This is a genomic window from Alkalispirochaeta alkalica DSM 8900, assembly GCF_000373545.1.
Classification (GTDB): domain Bacteria; phylum Spirochaetota; class Spirochaetia; order DSM-27196; family Alkalispirochaetaceae; genus Alkalispirochaeta; species Alkalispirochaeta alkalica.
The window spans coordinates 18,348-37,581 of the sequence record NZ_KB891693.1; the positions used below are offsets into that span (position 1 = coordinate 18,348).

The following is a 19,234-nucleotide window of genomic DNA, read 5'->3' on the forward strand; positions in this document are numbered from 1 at the left end:
CGTGTGTTTCAGGAGAGTTCCTTCTCCCTTGGGAAACCCCTTGGGATCAGTACAATCCAGACGCCTTGGAACGATTCCTGCTGACCCCGGCGCACCGGAGCCAGAACCCTTCCTCAGCTGTTTCGTCCCTGACAGTAGAGCATCCGCAGGGGCAATTGTCAATGGTTTGTATAGATAAAAATGCCACGAATATGCTCCCGTCTCTTCCTCCCCCGAGGAACCAGTGTGCGGAAGGGGTCTGGCCCATGCTTTCCCGGCGGGAGTGTGCTAGATTTTTACCATGCTTTTCTTCGGAACTGGTTTCATCGTGCCGGGCTTCGCGAAGGCCCGCCGCGGAATGCCCGCTTCTGGCCTGGTGTTGCCGGCGATCTTTTTTTTCCTCACTCTGCCTTCTGCGGCCGCCGAAAGCCCGAGGGTCGTCCCCGGGGAGTCTCCCGACGTCAGGGCCGAGATGCTCCTGGCCCCTCTGGTAGGCCGGAATATGCATCCTCTCTTTCTCGCGCTTCCTCCGCTCCCCGCCCGCCGGTCGGCGCTCCTGGCCGCAGGTGAGAGCGAGATCTCCTCTGCCGTGCACTGGGGGAACAACTTCACCATGGAAGAGCTTCAGAGCGATCGTACCACGGTAAATCTCGAATTGGACTCGGAGGCACTCTACAGTGGAATAGCCTGGGCGCGGGGGCTCCCGGGCCGCAGGGAGGTCCATCTCGGGTTTGATATCTCCTGGCATTTCGGGGGGGCCATGGATCCCCATATCTCGAACTTTCACCATTTCTTTGGATTTCCCGACGGAAGTCGGGAGATCCGCTCCCACTACCAGTGCAGGATGGTGGTCTTTCAGGAAGACGAAAGAATCCTCGACGAGCGTGGCCCTCTCCACCCCCTTCTTCATCTCTCGGGGGAGATTCGCCAGTCCCTGGTCTCCCACAGGCCTCTCGGCACCGGGGTGGCGCACCTTTCTCTTGGAGTTATGGGAGCGCAACCGCTCCCGGTGGGAGAGAGAGAGCACCCCCTTTCGTCGAACCGCCCCTCGGGGGCGATCCGCCTCTACGGAGGGTACCAGCGGGGCCTCTGGACTACGGAGTTTTCCACGGGAGTTGCTGCGGTCTCCCGTCCTGCCTACCTTACTTCCAGCCAATTTCATCCTTTCATCGTTCCCTTCGATGCGACCCTGGGACGTATTCTCGGTCAGAGAGCTTCCCTGGTGGTGACGGTCTCCGGTTCAACGAGTCCCTTCCGGCTCGGCTACGACCGAACGGACCGCCACAGCGCCACGGTGAACGTGGGGACCCGCCTGGCCCTGTCGGAACGCGACGTTCTTCAACTCAGTTTCACCGAGGAGTTTTTCACCTTCGCCGCGACGGATATCGGCTTCCACCTCGGCTGGAACCGGAGATTGCCGGCAGCGCGGAAGCGATGAAACGAGTCTCCCCCAGGAAGGCTGGAGACGGTGAACATACCCGAAGGGTGAGGGAAAAACGGGAAAAGGGAGGACAGCGCCTCTGTTAGTCTTGACAAACAATAAAAATCATTCTAAACAAAGTTAGTATGAGCTGCTGTCCTGGCACCCCAGATATTTGCGCCCCTCCGGGGGAGCTACCGGTCTTCTCCTGTCAGGACCTTTCCTTCTCCTATGGTCGCACGGGAGTGCTTCATCAGGTCTCTCTCTCTGCCGGAAAGGGCGAGATCATCGGATTGCTTGGCCCCAACGGGTGCGGAAAGTCCACCCTGTTGCGGTGCATCGCGGGCATCCTCAGGGTTTCCAGCGGATCCTTCCGGTACGGCACAACACCGGGGTTATCGCTTTCGCCGAGAGAGCGGGCGCGTCGGGTGAGTTTTCTTCCCCAGCATCAACGAGAACTGCCAGGTATCACCGTAAGGAAACTGGTCCAGCTGGGGAGAAACCCCTATTCGGTCACGGGATGGCATCAGTCTCCGGATGACCGCAGGGCGGTCGACCGGGCCCTGGAACAACTTCAGCTCCTGGATTTTCAGCACAAGCTCTTGGCAAACCTCTCGGGAGGGGAGCGGCAGCGGGCCTGGATTGCCATGACGATTGCCCAGGATACCCCCCTTATTCTTCTGGACGAGCCGGTGAGCTACCTCGATCTGCGTCATCAGTGGGCGGTACTGGAAGTGCTCACCGAGCTTAAGCGGAGAATGAACAAAACCCTGATCACCGTTTTCCACGATGTAAATCACGCCATGGCGGTCTGCGATCGCCTGTATGTCATGAAAGAGGGCCGCGTACACAGCCAGGGGTATCCCGAGGAGGTTCTGAACGAGGAATGCCTCCAGGCTGTCTACGGGGTGTGTACCTGTCTCTGCTCTGCCGGGGAGGGAGAAAGGCCGGTGGTGGTCCCTCTCTGTCCCTGGGCGACGCACAAGAAAAAGGAGTGTTACGTATCATGATGAGTTCCTGCACAGCCGGTGACTCCGGCGCAACCGGACCCGGGGTATTTCCCTCCAGAGTCGGGGTTCTCCGGAAAAAGAAAAGGGGTCTTCCCGTGATTCCCGTCATAACGGCTCTGGCGGTTCTTCTCTTTACCTCCTTCGGCCGGGCCGAAAGGGCCGAGGAAATCCCGGGGGAGGGGGGCGAACAAGGGTGGGTCGTCGTCGATCACCTGGGGAGAGAGGTTTATCTCGAGGCCCCTCCTGAACGGGTGGTGGGGCTTTCCCGGCAGTTCATGGAAGAATTCTATGCCATCGGAGTGATTCCCGTGGGGAAGGTGGAAGAGTACAACAACCGCCCCGAGATGAATGCCCTTCCCAGCCTGGGGCGTCAGAACAGTCCCGACATCGAAGCAATTCTGGCGGTCCAGCCCGATCTGATCGTCGCGAATGTGCGGCAGCACTTGGAGATGACGGAGATGCTGGAATCGATGGGGGCCACCGTCGTCTTTGTGGATCCCTCCTTCGAGGGGGATAATTTCTTTACCGATCGAGTCCTTCTCTTTGCCGCGCTCACAGGGCGGGAGGAAGAGGCCGCTGCGTATTGCGATCATATCAGATCGGTCCTCGAGGAGGTTCAGCAGCGGATCGCACCCCTGGGATACGAGCGGGGAATCATCGTTCAGGGTGGAAGCGAGATGATTCAGGCGGCTCAGCCCACCGGTCTCTACGGAGCCTTGCTCCCTTCTCTGGGAATAAAGAACGTGGTTCCCGCGAATCTGCCCGGCTCCGGGCGCTCCACCTTTGTTACCTACGATATCGAGGCTATAACCGAGGCAGACCCCGATATCCTGATAATCCGCTCCGCCGGAAGCGGTGAACGCAACCTGGAACGGCTTCGCGCCTCCTATATGGATAATCCTCTCTGGCAGGGAGTGAGGGCTGTCCGTCAGGGGAAGGTCTTTGTCCTTCCCCAGCGGGTGAACCCGGGTAATCTTTCCAGCGAAGAGGCTCTGCGGATCACCGCCGATGTCATCAGCGGCAACTGATCCCCGACGGGTGGGGCTCGCCTTTGCGGCGCTGCTTCTGGCCACAGGGCTGGTGGTAGCGCTCAGTCTGAACTCCGGGACGATCAGCTTTACCCTCTCCGAGGTCTCGGAGGCCCTCTTCGGCCAGAGCCGGCAGGGTCTGGCCCCACAGGTTATCAGGAATATCCGCCTGCCCAGAGCCCTGGTGGCCGCCCTGTGCGGGATGAATCTGGCTGTTTCGGGGAACCTGTTGCAGTCGGTCCTGAGAAACCCCCTGGCGTCACCCAATATCATAGGTGTCTCCGCCGGAGCAGGCCTTGTGGCAGTTCTGGTGATGGTTGCGCTGCCCGGGCATCTCCATCTGCTCCCCCCGGCTGCGTTTGCAGGAGCCCTGGGAGCCGCAGCGCTGGTCTACGCCCTGGCGTCCTGGCCCGGGGCTATCGAGACGGGCGGTGGAACGGTGATGATCATTCTGGCCGGGGTTGCTGTCTCGGCGCTTCTGAACGCGATCACCTCGGGAATCATGGTGCTCCATAGCGACGATCTGGATGTGACCTACACGTGGCTCATTGGCGGCCTCTCGGGACGGAGCTGGAACCACGTGGCCCTCATTGCCCCCTACAGCCTTCCCGGAGTCGTTCTGGCGGTGATAATGAGCCCGAAACTGAATCTCTTTCCCCTGGGGGACGAGATAGGGTCCAGCCTGGGAAGCAATATTGGTGCCCTGCGATTTCTTTTTATCGGCCTGGCCGCAGCACTGGCCGGGAGCGCCGTGAGCGTGGCCGGAACGATCGGATTTGTCGGCCTGGTGGCGCCTCACATCGGCCGTCTCGTGACGGGGAACGATAGCCGGATCCTTGTGCCCTTTTCGGCTCTCATGGGGGCCTTCCTGCTGCTGGCGGCAGATCTCTGCGCCAGAACTGTTTTCATGCCCGTCGAGCTTCCCGTGGGGGTGGTCACGGCGGCTCTGGGGGCTCCGTTCTTCATCCTCCTCCTGCTTCACCGGGGGAGGGGAGGGAGTCCTGTCGGGACGGGATGATCCGGTGGATTCTCTCTTCCGGAAGATAATCATATCAAACCCTATGAAGGAGCGTGTGAAATGGCCTATAAAGACGGACACCTTTCAATCCTGTGCATTATTCCCTGTCCCCTGCGGCCCCGGTTCAACCGGATCTTCGAGGAGCACCTGGAGTCGTACAATCGCCGGGCCTCCCTGCCTGTCTATTGCCCCAGTTTGGAGGGGATGAGTTGCGATGACGCCGAGGAGTTGTTTGAAGGAGCCCACACGCGGGAGGATTTGCCGGAGCTGATTGTGGCAACGGCGGGACACGGGACGTTCGGCCGCAATTTCCGCAGCCACTTTGTCGATACCGGTCTCTATGAGCCCTACCGACCCGAGGGGTTTCACGATTCCCTCCCGACTGCCCTGAAAAGCGCGATGGATCGTCACAAGATAGGGCTTTTGGCAGCGAGCGGGTGGTGCTGCCTGCTCGATCAATCGGTGGAGAGCGATGCTCCCCTTCCCGGCTCGTGGCTTGATCTCGCCGATTCCTGCTACGCCGGGGAGATCTGCTTGCACGGGTGCGATGAGACGGTGTCAAATACGGCCTTGCTCTACAGAATACTCCAGGCCCGGGGCGAGGCCGGACTGGAGCAGTTCGCCCGGAACGTGACGGGGGTCAGGCATTTTTCCCGGATCATCAAGGCCATGGACAGCTCTTCGCCTGAGCGGAGCCGTTTCAACATTATGCCGGGGGCGGCGGCCACACAGATTCCCCGGCACAAACGGGTAGCCCTCCTCGATTTTGCCGAAGGTCCTCTTTTCGCCCCTCTGCAGGTTCTGGCGGCGAGGGAGACCGAGGGGACCCGCGAGGAGGCCCTGTCTTTCTTTTACGGTGATGATTTCAGGGGTCTTCTGCATCTGGGGGGCTACATCATGGCCGACAGGATATCTCCCGAGGACGCCTTTGTGCTTCCCGACTACGATCATCTCTTCTCCGAGGGGTACCAGGAGGAGACCGAAGAGCTGAAGCGACGGTTTGCGGGATATCTTGTCGCATGAAGCTCATTACCGTCTCGGGGCCTCCCTCATCGGGAAAAACCGCAGTCATGCTGAAGGTCATCGGCGTTCTGAAAGACCAGGGATTCCGCGCGGGGGTGGTCAAGTTTGATTGCCTGACAACTCACGACAAAGAGTTGTATCAGGGGCTGGGTATTCCCGTGCGGGTTGGGCTCTCGGGAAACCTCTGTCCCGATCACTATTTTGTCAGTAACATCGAGAATTGCCTGAACTGGGGCCTTCAGGAGGAGCTCGATTATCTGGTCTCCGAGAGCGCCGGCCTCTGTAATCGCTGTTCGCCCCATATCAAGGGGGTGATGTCCCTCTGCGTCATCGATAATCTGATGGGGATCCACACCCCCCGGAAGATAGGGCCCATGCTCAAGCTGGCAGATCTGGTAGTGATAACCAAGGGCGACATCGTTTCCCAGGCAGAGAGAGAGGTCTTTTCCTTCAAGGTTCTTCAGGCCAACGCCGGTGCCAGGATTCTCTTTGTGAATGGCATCACTGGTCAGGGAGCTTGGGAGCTTTCCCGGCTTATCGCCGACGCTCCCGACCAGGAAACCCTTTCGGGGGGGCGCTTTCCCATGCCCGCAGCGCTCTGCTCCTACTGTCTTGGAGAGACCCGCATCGGAGAACAGCACCAGGTTGGAAACATCCGAAAGATGAAGGTCTGAGCGATGAATCGATGTGATTATGTGTTATCTCTTTCCTGGGAAGAGCTTCGCAGCGAGGCCCCCCAGTTGACTGATTTTTTCACGGGTTTTGGTATCGATACCTCGCCGGGAGCTCCCCCCGCCGGGGTTCAAATTGAAGGAATGGGGGAGGAGGATTTTCTCGACATCGGCCTCAGTAAAGGGCAGCTGCTCCGGAACCTGAGAGATTTTCTGGAGAAGATCGACGAAATGACCCGGGCCGGGCGGAGGGAGGTGCGTGAACTCTCTCTCCTGGGCGGTCACGACAAGGACGGTGCCCCTGAAGATCTGGTCATCACCCTGAAACGGGGCGAGATCACGGGTATTGTGGGGGCCCACGGGATCAGGAAAGAGCAGACTTCTGGCCGATATCGAATGGCTCGCCCAGGGAGATACTCCCACGGGGAGAAAGGTTCTGATCAATCAGGAAACTCCCGACCCGGAACTGCGCTTTTCCATCGAACACCGGATCGTTGCACAACTCTCGCAGAATATGAACTTTGTCATGGACACCAGGGTGGGGGAATTTCTGAAGCTCCACGCCGAGAGCAGAATGATCGACAGTCCTTGCATTGTGAGCGATATCATCGCCATGGCTAATGAACTGGCGGGTGAATCCTTCACGGCAGAAACGGCCGTTACGGCCCTGTCGGGGGGACAGAGCCGTGCCCTGATGATCGCCGATACCGCCTGCCTGAGCACTTCGCCCATCGTTCTCATCGACGAGATAGAGAACGCCGGCGTTGACAAAAGCAAGGCTCTGGATCTTCTATGCAGTCAGGAAAAGATTGTGCTGATCGCAACTCACGATCCGCTTCTGGCCCTGATGTGTTCCCAGCGCCTGGTGATCTGCAACGGAGCCGTCCAGAAGGTTATTGCCGCCGATGCCGGCGAGAGGAGGCAGCTGGAACAGCTCCTGCGAATCGACGAACTGGTGCAGGAGCTTCGCCGCAGGATCAGGGCCGGCGAACGGATCGAAGAAAACGCTCTGGAACAGATGCTCCGGAGCGAGGCGGGGATGACCTGACCTCCGCCGGCTTCTCGGGACTGCAGATCCCTGGTAGGGCAGGGCTTTCCTTCGATAGTGAATTCTTTTATTTCGTTTTAATCTTCAAAAAGCAAGCTTTTCAGGGGATTTGTTTTCATATCGGAACTATTCTTCACAACTTGTCCCGGGAGTGATACATTTTTTCTTGACAGGTGGACAAACGCAGGCTACCATCTCTTTTCGTTTCTATAAGTAAGGAGGAAGAATGAACAAAATGAAAACCCTTGGTCTGGTGGCTTTGATGGTCTGCGCTGCAACGACGGCGCTCTACGCGGGCGGGCGGTCCGAAGCAAAAGATGGTGATGACTATAAGCTGGTGCTCCGGCTTAGCCACGTCTTTAACCCCGTGGAGCAGCTCTCACAGTCCATGGACTGGGTAGCCGAGCGCATCTACGAACGGACCAACGGTGCCATCGAGATCCAGACCTTTCCCCAGGCGCAGCTCGCTGCTTACAAGGAAGGTGTAGAGCAGGTTGTGCGGGGAGCAAACTTTATTTCCGTGGAAGACCCCTCGTTCATCGGTGACTACGTACCGGATATGAAGGCCCTCTACGCTCCCATGCTCTACCAGAGCTTTGACGAGTACGTGGAGCTGGTGCGGACCGAGCTGGTGCAGGATATGATGGCCCGTGCCGAGGAGCAGGGGATCAAGATTCTGGCGCTGGATTACATCTACGGTTTCCGCAACATGATGACCCGCCGCCCCGTGCGAACCCCCGAAGATCTCTCGGGTCTTCAGATTCGGGTTCCCGGAACGGATCTGTACATCAACACCCTGAACAACATGGGCGCCATCGCCAACCCCCTCCCCTGGGGAGAGACTCTCTCTGCGGTGCAGCAGGGTGTTGTCGATGGTCTTGAGGGTTCGGAGTTTACCAACATCGGAAACAAGGTCTACGAGACCGGCGCGGTCCACGTGGGTCTCACGCGTCATATCCTGGGAACCTGCGGTGTTTATATCAACATCGATGTCTGGAACGGGATTCCCGAGCAGTACCGGGAGATCATCCAGGAGGAGTTCACCAAAGGTGCCGCCGAGGGGAACGCGATCCTCATGGCTAACCACGCCGACGTTGTGGCCGAGCTTGAGGCGAACGGTGTGCAGTTCCACGAGGTGGACGGCGACGCCTTCCGCGCCCGTCTGGCACCCATGTATCGGGAGCAGCCCGGCATGACCCCCGGGATCTTCGACGCTGTATTTGCTGAGCTCGACGCGATCAGGAACAGAGACTGATTTCTCAAGTTTTCTGAAAAATCTTAACCGGGGCCTGTGCGTTGGCGCAGCGCCCCGGTTTTCAGTGAGTACAAACCATGAAAAACAAGCTTTCAACTATTTTATTTCACGCCGAGGAGATCGTGAGTGCGGTCTTTCTCTCGGTAACAGTTTCGGTTGTTATTCTCAACGTAATCCTGCGCTACGGCTTCAGGAGCGGCCTTTTCTGGGTTGAGGAAGTTGCCACCACGGCCTTCATATGGAGTGTCTTTATCGGTGCAGCCGCAGTATACAAGCGAAGAATGCACATCGGTATCGATCTGATCACGCGCCTCTTTCCGGAATCGTTTCAGCGGGTTATCGCTGTCCTGATAGATTTGATGATGGTTATAATCAACGGCTATGTCTGTTATCTGAGCGTCCTGATGATCCAGTCCAACCGGCTCAAAACTACGCCGGTTCTGAATATTCCCGCAGTCTATGTAAACCTGGCGATCACCGTGGGCTTCGGACTCATCATGCTCCACGCCATGGGGTTCGTGTACCAGGACATAAAGCTGATCGTACAGGCCGGACTCTCGTCGGATCCCCCGGCAGAGACTGCGGCTGAGTAGAAAGGACATAACTTATGGCACTTTTTCCCATCGTTATCGTGATGGTGCTGTACTTCTCGAGTATTCCCATAGCCTTNGCATTGATCGCTGCCACGCTGGCTTATTTTACCTTTGGTGATGTCGGGTCTCCGCCCGATCTCGTTCTCCAGAGCTTCATAACCTCGGCCTCATCGTTCCCCCTCCTGGCGGTGCCCTTCTTTATCATGGTCGGCGAGATCATGAACTACTCCGGGATCAGCGCCAGCCTGATGCGCATGGCCGATGTTCTCACGGGGCACATGAAGGGTGGCCTGGCCCAGGTAAACGTGGTGCTGAGTACCCTCATGGGAGGCATCTCCGGTTCTGCCAACGCCGATGCTGCGATGCAGTCAAAGATTCTGGTGCCGGAGATGGAAAAACGCGGCTACAGCGCCGAGTTTTCCACGGCGATCACGGCGGCATCTTCCTCGATCGCCCCGGTGATTCCCCCGGGGATCAACCTGATCATCTACGCCCTGATCGCCCAGGTCTCGGTGGCCCGGATGTTCATCGGTGGCTACATGCCCGGAATCCTCATGGCCCTCGCCCTGATGGTGACGGTTCATATCATCGCCGTACGACGTGGCTACAAGCCGGTGCGCGAGAAGATGTCTTCCCCCAGGGAAATTCTCCTGCAGCTTCGGGAGTCGATCTGGGCATTGCTCATGCCCTTCGGAATTATTCTGGGTATTCGCTTCGGCATCTTTACCCCCACCGAGGCGGGGGCGATCGCCGTGGTCTTCTGTACCCTCGTGGGCGTCTTCTTTTACAAGGAGCTCAAGTGGCACCACTTCCCGATCATCATGAAGAACACCGTTCGGGCCACGAGCGCCGTTATTTTGATCATCGTGGCAGCCTCGATCTTCGGCCGGTACCTCAGCTGGGAAAGAATCCCTTTTCTGCTCACCCAGTCGCTGTTGCAGTTTGCCGATAGCCCCTGGATCATGCTGGTGGCCATCAATATCTTTCTCCTCCTCATGGGAATGTTCCTCGAGGGTGGGGCGGTATTGATCATCGTGGCACCCCTGCTGGTGCCGGTAGTGACCGCCATGGGAATGCATCCCGTTCACTTTGGTCTGGTGATCATCGTAAATATCATGATCGGCGGTATCACGCCTCCCTTCGGCTCCATGATGTTTACCACCTGTTCAATTACGGGAGTTTCCATCGGGTCTTTCATCAAAGAGGTTTACCCCTTCATCATCGCGCTCCTTCTGGTGCTGGCGGTCGTTACCTACGTGCCCTCGCTGATGATGTTCCTGCCGAACCTGCTGTAACCGGCACGGCTCTGGCAGGGATCGAGTTCCGGCTGGCTCCCCGGGAGGGGGCGCCGGAGCGCCCCTCGGGCAGGGCAGCCTGTGGAAAGAGAGGGGAGAACCATGCGAGTCCTTCACACCGCTGACTGGCATATCGGCCGGTCCCTCTACGGTCGCCAGCGCTACGAAGAGTTCCAGGCCTTTCTGGACTGGCTCGTCACGGTGATCGGGGAGTACCGGATCGACCTTCTGCTGGTGGCAGGAGACATCTTCGACACCACCGCGCCGAGCCATCGGGCGCAGGAACTTTACTACCGGTTTCTGTGCCGGGTCGCTGCATCATCCTGCCGCCACGTGGTAATCGTGGCGGGGAATCACGATTCACCCTCCTTCCTGAACGCTCCCCGGGAACTCCTGAAAGCGCTCTCCGTTCATGTTGTGGGCAGAGCCGGGCCTCCCGAGGAGGAGTTGCTGGTTCTGGAAGATCCCGAGGGATCGCCCGAACTCCTGGTGTGCGCTGTGCCCTATCTTCGCGACAGGGACCTCCGGATCGCCGAGGCTGGCGAGCAGGTCGAAGAGAAGGAACGCAAACTCCTGGAAGGACTCCGCAGCCACTACGATGCCGTGACAGAGCTGGCCCTGGAAACACGGGCATCCCTGGGGTCGGCGGTTCCTCTCATCGCCACGGGCCACCTCTTTGCTGCAGGAGGAACCACCATCGATGGTGACGGCGTGCGCGATCTCTACGTGGGAACCCTGGCGCAGGTTCCGGCGGGGATCTTCTCGTCCTCCCTCAGCTACGTCGCCCTGGGGCATCTCCATGTGCCCCAGACCGTGGGGGGGCGGGAGCGGTGCCGCTACAGCGGATCCCCCCTGCCCATGGGATTTGGTGAGGCGACACAGCAGAAGAGCCTCTGTCTGGTGACCTTCCCCGGAGCTGGTGAAGACCCTGCCACCAGAGAAGACCCTGCCACCAGAGAAGACCAGAACCTGTCGCCTCCCGTTCCATCGGTTGAGCTGATCCCCGTTCCGGTCTTTCAGCGACTCGCCCGTCTTCAGGGGGATTGGCCTGCCCTGGAGGAGGGGATCCGGACCCTGGCCGCAGAAAATCAGTCGGTATGGCTCGAGGTTGTCTACGAGGGGAACAGCGGTGCCGGTGACCTTCGGCGCCGTCTGGAGGAGCTCGCCGAAGGAACGGCCCTGGAAGTGCTCAGGGTAAAGAATGCCCGGCTTGCCGTTTCCGGGCTCGAGAGGGCAGACGACGAGGAGGAACCGGGAGATCTGGACCCCCAGGAGGTGTTCCTTCGGTGCCTGGCGCTTCACGACGTTCCTCGCGATCGCCACTCTGAATTGCTGCGGACCTACCGGGAGGCCCTGACCTCACTACACGAGGCGGACCACCAGGCGGAATGAGGGAGAGCCGTGCGAATAATACAGATACGCTTCAAAAACCTGAACTCCCTGACGGGGGAGTGGCTGATCGACCTGGGCCACCCGGATTTTGTCGCCGAGGGGATCTTCGCCATCACCGGCCCCACGGGAGCGGGCAAAAGCACCATCCTGGACGCGCTCTGTCTGGCCCTCTACGGCCAGACCCCCCGGCTGGGTAAAATTACCAAGACCAGTAACGAGATCATGTCCCGCCAGAGCGGCGAATGCTTTGCCGAGGCAACCTTCGAGACCCAGGCCGGGTGTTTCCGTTGCCACTGGAGCCAGCGCAGGGCCCGAAAACATCCCGAGGGAGAACTACAGCCCCCGAGACACGAGATCGCCCGGGCTGACTCCGGCAAGATCCTGGAGAGCAGCCTTCGGGGAGTTGCCGGGCAGATCGAGGCGGTGACAGGGATGGATTTTGACCGCTTCACCCGCTCCATGCTCCTTGCCCAGGGAGGATTTGCCGCCTTTCTGCAGGCTCCCCCGGACGAGCGGGCTCCTCTGCTGGAACAGATCACGGGCACGGAGTTGTACAGCCAGATATCCCGACACGTTCACGAGCGATACCGTGATGAACGGACCCGGCTGGCTCAGCTGGAGAGCGAGACCGCCGGCATCACCCTTCTGGCTCCCCGGGAAGAGGAGGATCTGCTCCTGAAGCAGGCAGAGGGACGGGCCCGGGAAAAAACTCTGGAGGCACGCCTGACCGAAACAGGAAGCGCCCGGGACTGGCTTCTGGTGGTGGAACGCCTGAAGTGTGAGATCAGCGACCTCGCCACCGAAACAGAAGAACTGCAGGAACGGCTGGAATCGTTCGAGCCCGATCGCCGGAGGCTGGATCGTGCCCGGGCAGCCCTCTCCCTGGAGGGACTCCAGGCAGGGCTGGACGCTCTGCGGAAGGCTCAGGAGGAGGACCGGCAGGCCCTGGCCGCTGGTGAGGCTGCGCTCCCCGAACTGGAGGCCCTGGCCACGGCAGGCGCCCGGGCCGTGAGCTTGGCGGAAGCTCGCGTCGCGGAAAAACGGAAGGACCAGGGAGAGGCCGCCCCCCGGCTTCGAGCGATCCGGGCCCTGGACCAGCGGTGTTCCGATCAGGAAGAGACCCTGCGAAGGGAGAGAGACTCCCTCGGGAAGGACACCAGCCTTATAAAAGAGAAAGAACACGCCCTGGCCCGCCTGGAGGAAGAGGAGCGTGCCATCGACGCCACCCTGGCAGGGATTCGTGCTTACCTGGACGCTCACCACCAGGATCAGGTCTTGCCGCACAAGATGGCCGGTCTTGAGGAGCAGATGCAGCAGCTCCACCTCCATCGCCAGCGTGCAGCGCAGCACGGGGAGGCCCTGGTGGGCTCCGGGGCTGCACTGGAACGGGCCAGGGCTGCCCGGGAGGCCCGGGAGATCGCGCGGACCGATCTGGAGAGGGAACTTGGCGAGGTTGGCCGATCTATTCGGGAGAGCAGAGCAGGCCTGGAAGAACTTCTGCAGGGGAAGCTTTTGCGCGAACACCGTGCGGAAAAGGACGCGCTCCACCGGGAGCTGCTCCTCCAGAGGACCATCGCTGATCTTGAGGAGCACCGCACCCGCCTGGAGGACGGGTGCCCCTGTCCGCTCTGCGGCTCCAGGGATCACCCCTTTGCCGAGGGAAACATTCCCCCTCTGGGGGAGACCGAAAGCCGGATCGCGGGGCTCACCGCCCTGATAGCCCGGGCAGAGGGCGAGGAGGAGAAGATCCGGCAGCTCGAAGGTACCGAGAGAGATCTCCGGGAGGGACTGACAGTGCAGGAGACGCACCTGGCTCGGGCCACCCATGACGAGGAGATGGCTCGGGAACGTCTGGCCGGAGTGACCCGGGAGCTGGAGCGGCTTTCCCTGGAGGAAGAGGACCTCCTCTCCCGCCTGGAGGACGAGCTTCTTCCCCTGGGGATCACCGGGATTTCTTCCGTCGATCCGGGGCAGCTCCGGTCAGAGCTTGCGAGGCGCCTCGAACGGTGGGCGCACCAGAAGGAACAACAGGAGGAAGCGGAACAACGCCAGCGAGACCTCAGAANTCAGCTGGGGGAGATTGAGGCGATTCTTGCCGCGAAAGGCGAAGTCCTGGAGGAAAAAAAGGAGCGTCACCAGACCCTGGAGCGGGAACTGGCTACCCTGAGGGAGGAACGGCTCTCGCGCTACGGTTCCCTGGACCCCGACGAAGAGGAACGTCGGCTCCAGCGGGCCCGGGACGAGGCGGAAGAGGAGGAGCGCCAGACCCGGGAAGATCACGCCAGGGCGGTTCAGGGGGTTCAGGACCTTCGGGGCCGCCTGGAGATGCTCAGGGACAGACTTTCCCGGCGTGAACCGGAGCTGGCAGGGCGCACCGAAACGTTCTCCCAGGCCCTGGCAGAACAGGGCTTTTCCCGGGAAGAGGAGTTCCTGGCAGCCCGGTTGGGCCCCGCAGAGAGAGATCGCCTGGCGGAGCAGGCCCGGGAACTCGATGATCTGGCCACAGACCTGAGGGCTCGCCGGAATGATCGCGAGCAGCGGCTCGCTGCAGAACGCGCAAAAGATCGTACCCGGGAGTCCCTGCAGGTTCTGGAAGAACGGTTTCTGGATTGCACCACCTCCCTGGAGGAGTTGCGGGAGGAGCTTCGGGGTATCTTCCTGCGGCTGGAAGAACAGAAGCGAGCCCTTCGGCAGCACCAGGAAAAGCAGGACGCTCTGGAAAGGCAGGAGCAGGAGACCCGGCGCTGGGCCGACCTCCACGAGTTGATCGGGTCATCGGACGGGAAAAAGTACCGGAACTTCGTCCAGGGACTCACCTTCGAGATCATGATCGGTCAGGCCAATGGACAGCTCCGGAGGATGAGCGACCGCTACATCCTGACACGCCAGGGAGGTGATCCGCTGGAACTGCGGGTAGTGGATACCTATCAGGCAGGGGAGGTGCGCTCCACCCGCACCCTCTCGGGTGGTGAGAGCTTTATCGTCAGCCTGGCCCTGGCTCTGGGGCTCTCCCGGATGGCGAGCAAGAAGGTGCGGGTAGACTCACTCTTCCTTGACGAGGGCTTCGGCACCCTCGACGAGGAGGCCCTGGACGTAGCCCTGGATACCCTGGGGAGCCTCCACCAGGAGGGAAAGATGATCGGCATCATCTCCCATGTTTCGGCCCTGAAAGACCGGATCAGCACCCGGATCTCCGTTGAACCCCGCACAGGGGGACGGAGTCGTCTCCGGGGTCCGGGCTGCAGCGGCACTCCTCACCCCTGAGCAGAGCCTTGAGGAGCTGGGCAGAGCCGGGGCTACTCTCTCCCCAGGATAAACCCCTGCACCTCGTCGTCGGCGTCCCGGGAGAACCGCAGGAGCTCCTCCCGGGGAAGTTCGGCGAACTCCCCAAAGGTAGTGATGGCGTCGCTGTTGATATCGCGGCTGTGGCGTATCCAGGTGGTCTGGTAGAAGGCCAGGGGCTTTTTCCGGTCCACGCCCGTCTTGATGAGGGTTCGGGCCCCCTCGCGAAGGAGGATCAGCTTTTTCAGAAGGTCCTCTTCGGAGTCGACGCTCCAGACACCCAGAAAGATCGGTTTCTCCGTGCTGTTCACATCGCCGATAAACTCTCCCCGCAGGAGTTTTTCCCGCTCCGCCCCCAGATAGGGAGCAAAATCGAGATGCTCCGCCAGCTTGCGGTCCGTTGCGTAGAACGCTCCCGTCCGGGGGTTGAGGGTAAAGATGATCACGTTGTCGAGGGCCTGGCCGTAGCTCTTGAGCATGGCATCGCCCAGGTTCTTTCCCTCTCCTGCCGCATGAATGAGAATCCAGCGGGAACGCACGCGCTGGGAGGTCTCCAGGAGCCACTCCTTCATGACCGGACGGTCTACGCGGAGTCCTTCGATGTACTCCTTGAGCTGCGACTCCGGGGTCTCTCCCACGAGATACCCGAAGATCGACCGGAAGATCGTTCTGATATTCTGGTGAGCGCTGAAATGGAGGATCACATCGAAGAGGAGAATCTCTATTTTTCTGGTTTGCCAGATATAGGAGACGATCTCCTGGTAGCCCGACGAGGCCGTGAGGGGTCGACTCTGCTGCAGGTGGGTCGCCTCGAGAAAGCGTCGCTCCAGGCGCGTGTACCAGGGGTCGCTCTGGAGAAGCGGTTTGGAAAAGCTTATCTTCCAGGTGCAGCCCCGGTTCGGTCTGGCATCGACGGTGATGTTGTCGGGGCCAAAGGTGCTGAAGATCTGGACTGTTCCAAGGCCCTCGCCCTCGTTTCGGGCCTTTGTGGACTTTCCCACAAAAAGAGGAATCCCCTCGGGGCCGCGCACGAGGCGTTTCTCGTCCATCCCGATCCCGTTATCCCTGAATCGCACGTAGGGCGTTCCCTGATCCTCACCAATCTTGATCTCCATAATCCCCGTCTCCCGGTTCGAAGCCGCAATCGCCTCCAGAGAGTTGGCTACGATGTTAATGAAGGCCCGGCTCACATCGACGTAGTTTCCCAGTACCACCTGGTTCGTTTTTTGCAGCTTCAGGCGTAACTCGCAGGGGATCGAAGATCCCCCCACATAGGGGACGATCCGCTCCAGAATGAGCTCGGTGATATTTACCTCGTGGACCCGACTCATGGAATCGCGGAAGGAGTTCAGGGTATTCACCAGGGAGGTCGTCTCGCGGTTTATATCCTCGATAATTCGTCCGCAGTTATCCAGGGAGAGCATGTCCACCATGTGGGAGAGAAAGCGTATGGTCTTTCGGGCATCGTGGCGGGTGCGGCCGATCTCTTCCCGCTTGTCTGGTCCCTGCTCGCTCTCCTCCTTTCGCTTGAAAAGGATCTCCGATGCCTGTCCCCAGAGGTGACGGAAGATGAGGTTCCGATAGACCAGGGACTCGCCCAGGTGAAACCCCTTGTTCAGGAAAAACTCCAGCGAATCGGCCTGTTTTTCCCAGACGTAGAGATAGACCGAGGCCTCCCGGGGGATGGAGGCCACCATGTGCCCTCCCAGGGCGGTGCCGATTCCGGCTCCCCGTACAAAGGGGCTTGTTACCAACTTGTATATGAGAAAGCATTTCTGGTCCGGATCGGAATAAACCAGGATGTAACCCAGAATTTCTCCCTCCTGAACCCAAACAAAGCTGTGCTCGTAGTCCTTGGCGATTCCTGCATCCCGTATGTAGGGACTGGGAATCAGAAAGGTATCGATGCTCAGGAGGGGGTTCTGCTCGATCGAGCGTTCCAGCTCGGGCGTGAGGTGACGTATCGCATTTCGCGGGTGTGCCGACATGGGGGCTAGTATACACCAGAGGCTCCCTGCGGAGGGAGCCTCTGGGAGGAGTCCGTCCTGATCACTGATCAGGACAGCTGTGTTAGAGGGAGCAGCCCTGGGAGATCACCACATCGGAGATGCTTTGGGTGCTCTTCTGGAACTGTCCCGACACGGGGGTAATCTGTTGCTGGGCCTGTTGTACGGCCGTGCCTGCCCTGCGAATGTCTGCCAGGTATCCCTCAACTCTGTCCAGGAGCCGATCGAGTTCTTCTATCCCGGGGATGGGAGGAATCTGGATGTTCAAGCGCTGGAGCAGGGGATTCATGATAGCCTCGGCAGCTCGTCTGATCGCTCCCGTGCTGGAATCTATGGCCTCCTGAACGGAGAAGGACCGTCCCAGGACCGATATTTGTCTGTTCAGAGCGCTCTGAATCTCGTTTGTTACCGAGCTGATTCTGTCCAGGGGCTGCATGACCCGTTCAACGCCGGTATTCACCCGCCCGATCAGGGGAACCGCCTCACCGAGCTGGAGGAGGGTGGTATTCACTTCCTGCTGCATCGCCGCAAGCTGGGCGATCCCTTCCTGGAGGCCCGAGAGAGATTGTCTGAGAGTTTTCAGATCCCGCTCCAACTGCTGCAGGGGGTGCAGTTCCGTGATCGTCCGGGTGCAATTGTTTAGGCCTCGAACGATAGCGTGGGCTGCGTCGAGCTCCCGCTTGATCTCTCCCATGGAGGCAGATATCCCGTCGGTCTGTTCCTTCACGGAGGTGATCTCCCGCAGCGCCGGGTCCAGGGCAGGAGTCTTTATCAGGCGAGCCTTCCGGTTTACCGAATCCACGGGCTCGTGGACCATACCCAGGGAGGTGGAGGTGGCCCGGAAGACGGTGCCTACCACGGGGGCGACGCTGAGAGTATCGCTCACGGTGATGACCGTCTTGAGCTGATCCTCCAGCTGTTCCACCCGGTTTACAATGTTGTGGAGATCACTGATGCCCTGGTGGGCCCGGTTCACCGATCGCGAGAGACTTGTGACCTGTCCCTCGACCTTGGAAAAGTCGTTTCGCACGGGGGTCAGCTCCTGGGAGAGATCGATGATCTCCCGGGCCACCACCAGGCGCTGTCGAAGGACCGGCGTATCGCGGAAGTTGGGTATCCATTCCAGGGCCTGATCGAAGGCGGCGATTCCCTGCTCCACCTGGTTCCGGTCGTTGAGACGGTTGCTCAGGCGTACTCCCTGCTGATAGTAGTGGTCCGCGATCCGTTCGGTAACGCGGGGAACCCCATCCTGAGCGGCCTGGTTGCCGGGGTTGTATTCCAGGGACTTCCGGAAGTACTCGATAGCAGCTTCCCAACCCTGGAGGGTGTTACGGTTTTCCTCGGCCTGTCCCAGCGCAAGATATACGTCGGAGAGGACCAGACGCTTTCGCTCCCGCCCCTCGCGTGCTCTCTCCTCAGCTGAATCGAAGTGCAGGGCCACCTCGTAGGATTCGATGGCCTGGAGAAGTTCATCGGGGTTTTGGGAGCCGTGAAAGTGGGCGCCCCGGGCTACAAAGGCCTCGATGATTCGTGCCAGATCCTCTTCCTGTTCCCTGGATCCTTCCTGGGCGAACTTTGTGATAACCTTCCGGAGAAGATCGTGGGCGGCAGCGATCTTGCCTGCCTCGATATGCTCTTCCCCCGCCGCGAGGAACCCTGACCGGGCAGCTCTTCGGGATTCCTCCAGTTCCTTGGTGAAATCGAGGATCGGCGTAGACCAGGTCCATCCCTTGATGAGGCCGAAGAGACGCTTGTCTGCCACGAGGGGCATCCGCATCTTGCCCAGGTTGTCGTAGAACTTCACCAGATAATAGTAGGTATCGTAACGCTCTTCCAGTTCGGCCGGGACGGTGGTGTTCTCCGTGGCCATGAAGAGATTTCGTGACCGTTCCAGAGCTTCGTCGGTATTGTCGCGCAGGAAGGCCTTGGCCGAGGTGAGGTCGGGGTTTTCCCGAAGCGCCTCCGAAGCGTGATAGAGTGCCTCGGCGTAGAGATTCTCGCTCCAGGCCCGGCGGGCCTCGTTGAGTGTTCCCCTTCCTGCTGTGGCACATCCGGCAAAAAGAACCAGCGCCCCCAGGAGCGCCCATCGGAACAGATTGTTTTTTGTCATTTTCTTCATAGCCTCTCCCGTCAAGGTTAGCAGAGGACTCTTAAATGCTTCTTAAAATTCATGATAAAAAAGGATGATTTGCTTTGGACGTTCCTGTGTTCGTC

14 protein-coding genes are annotated in these 19,234 nt (G+C 59.8%); 12 read left to right on the plus strand and 2 right to left on the minus strand.

What is annotated here, in order from left to right:
• Positions 1 to 481: 481 nt before the first annotated feature.
• The 12 genes from B071_RS0102660 (at position 482) to B071_RS0102715 (ending at position 14,996) form a co-directional block, all read left to right on the plus strand.
• Positions 482 to 1,417 carry a DUF3187 family protein gene (locus B071_RS0102660; RefSeq protein ID WP_157702988.1) on the plus strand — a complete coding sequence of 312 codons (936 nt, stop codon included), beginning with the start codon at positions 482 to 484 and terminating at the stop codon, positions 1,415 to 1,417.
• 227 nt (positions 1,418 to 1,644) lie between these two features.
• On the plus strand, positions 1,645 to 2,409 hold the full coding sequence (locus tag B071_RS15510; protein ID WP_018525559.1) for an ABC transporter ATP-binding protein: 765 nt from the start codon (positions 1,645 to 1,647) through the stop codon (positions 2,407 to 2,409).
• A 95-nt stretch (positions 2,410 to 2,504) separates the two neighbouring features.
• The gene (locus B071_RS0102670) at positions 2,505 to 3,437 is read left to right on the plus strand and encodes an ABC transporter substrate-binding protein (RefSeq protein WP_157702989.1); all 933 of its coding nucleotides are present in this window, start codon (positions 2,505 to 2,507) and stop codon (positions 3,435 to 3,437) included.
• Positions 3,418 to 4,455: a FecCD family ABC transporter permease gene (locus B071_RS15515; protein WP_040587122.1), complete on the plus strand. Its 1,038-nt coding sequence runs from the start codon at positions 3,418 to 3,420 to the stop codon at positions 4,453 to 4,455. Before B071_RS0102670 ends, B071_RS15515 begins: the two co-directional genes overlap by 20 nt.
• 60 nt (positions 4,456 to 4,515) lie before the next feature.
• Positions 4,516 to 5,478 (plus strand): ABC transporter substrate-binding protein, encoded by a 963-nt coding sequence (locus tag B071_RS0102680; protein WP_018525562.1) that lies wholly within the window; start codon positions 4,516 to 4,518, stop codon positions 5,476 to 5,478.
• Positions 5,475 to 6,152, plus strand: coding sequence for a GTP-binding protein (locus B071_RS0102685; protein ID WP_018525563.1), 678 nt, complete (start codon positions 5,475 to 5,477; stop codon positions 6,150 to 6,152). Before B071_RS0102680 ends, B071_RS0102685 begins: the two co-directional genes overlap by 4 nt.
• A gap of 343 nt (positions 6,153 to 6,495) precedes the next feature.
• Positions 6,496 to 7,197, plus strand: coding sequence for an ATP-binding cassette domain-containing protein (locus tag B071_RS15520; RefSeq protein WP_018525565.1), 702 nt, complete (start codon positions 6,496 to 6,498; stop codon positions 7,195 to 7,197).
• Positions 7,198 to 7,423: 226 nt separating this feature from the next.
• A complete protein-coding gene (locus B071_RS0102695; protein ID WP_018525566.1) occupies positions 7,424 to 8,452 on the plus strand; it encodes a C4-dicarboxylate TRAP transporter substrate-binding protein in 1,029 nt (342 codons plus the stop codon).
• Positions 8,453 to 8,529: 77 nt separating this feature from the next.
• Positions 8,530 to 9,045 carry a TRAP transporter small permease gene (locus B071_RS0102700; protein WP_018525567.1) on the plus strand — a complete coding sequence of 172 codons (516 nt, stop codon included), beginning with the start codon at positions 8,530 to 8,532 and terminating at the stop codon, positions 9,043 to 9,045.
• 41 nt (positions 9,046 to 9,086) lie between these two features.
• Complete coding sequence (locus B071_RS0102705) at positions 9,087 to 10,340, plus strand: TRAP transporter large permease (protein WP_438829537.1); 1,254 nt, start codon at positions 9,087 to 9,089, stop codon at positions 10,338 to 10,340.
• A gap of 102 nt (positions 10,341 to 10,442) precedes the next feature.
• Positions 10,443 to 11,732, plus strand: a complete 1,290-nt coding sequence (locus tag B071_RS0102710; RefSeq protein WP_018525569.1) for an exonuclease SbcCD subunit D C-terminal domain-containing protein — start codon at positions 10,443 to 10,445, stop codon at positions 11,730 to 11,732.
• 9 nt (positions 11,733 to 11,741) lie between these two features.
• The gene (locus B071_RS0102715; RefSeq protein WP_018525570.1) at positions 11,742 to 14,996 is read left to right on the plus strand and encodes an AAA family ATPase; all 3,255 of its coding nucleotides are present in this window, start codon (positions 11,742 to 11,744) and stop codon (positions 14,994 to 14,996) included.
• A 32-nt stretch (positions 14,997 to 15,028) separates the two neighbouring features.
• Here B071_RS0102715 and B071_RS15525 read toward each other — a convergent pair whose 3' ends face one another.
• Positions 15,029 to 17,002, minus strand: a complete 1,974-nt coding sequence (locus B071_RS15525; RefSeq protein WP_018525571.1) for a GNAT family N-acetyltransferase — start codon at positions 17,000 to 17,002, stop codon at positions 15,029 to 15,031.
• Positions 17,003 to 17,084: 82 nt separating this feature from the next.
• The gene (locus tag B071_RS0102725; protein ID WP_018525572.1) at positions 17,085 to 19,139 is read right to left on the minus strand and encodes a tetratricopeptide repeat protein; all 2,055 of its coding nucleotides are present in this window, start codon (positions 19,137 to 19,139) and stop codon (positions 17,085 to 17,087) included.
• Between the last annotated feature and the right edge of the window lie 95 nt (positions 19,140 to 19,234).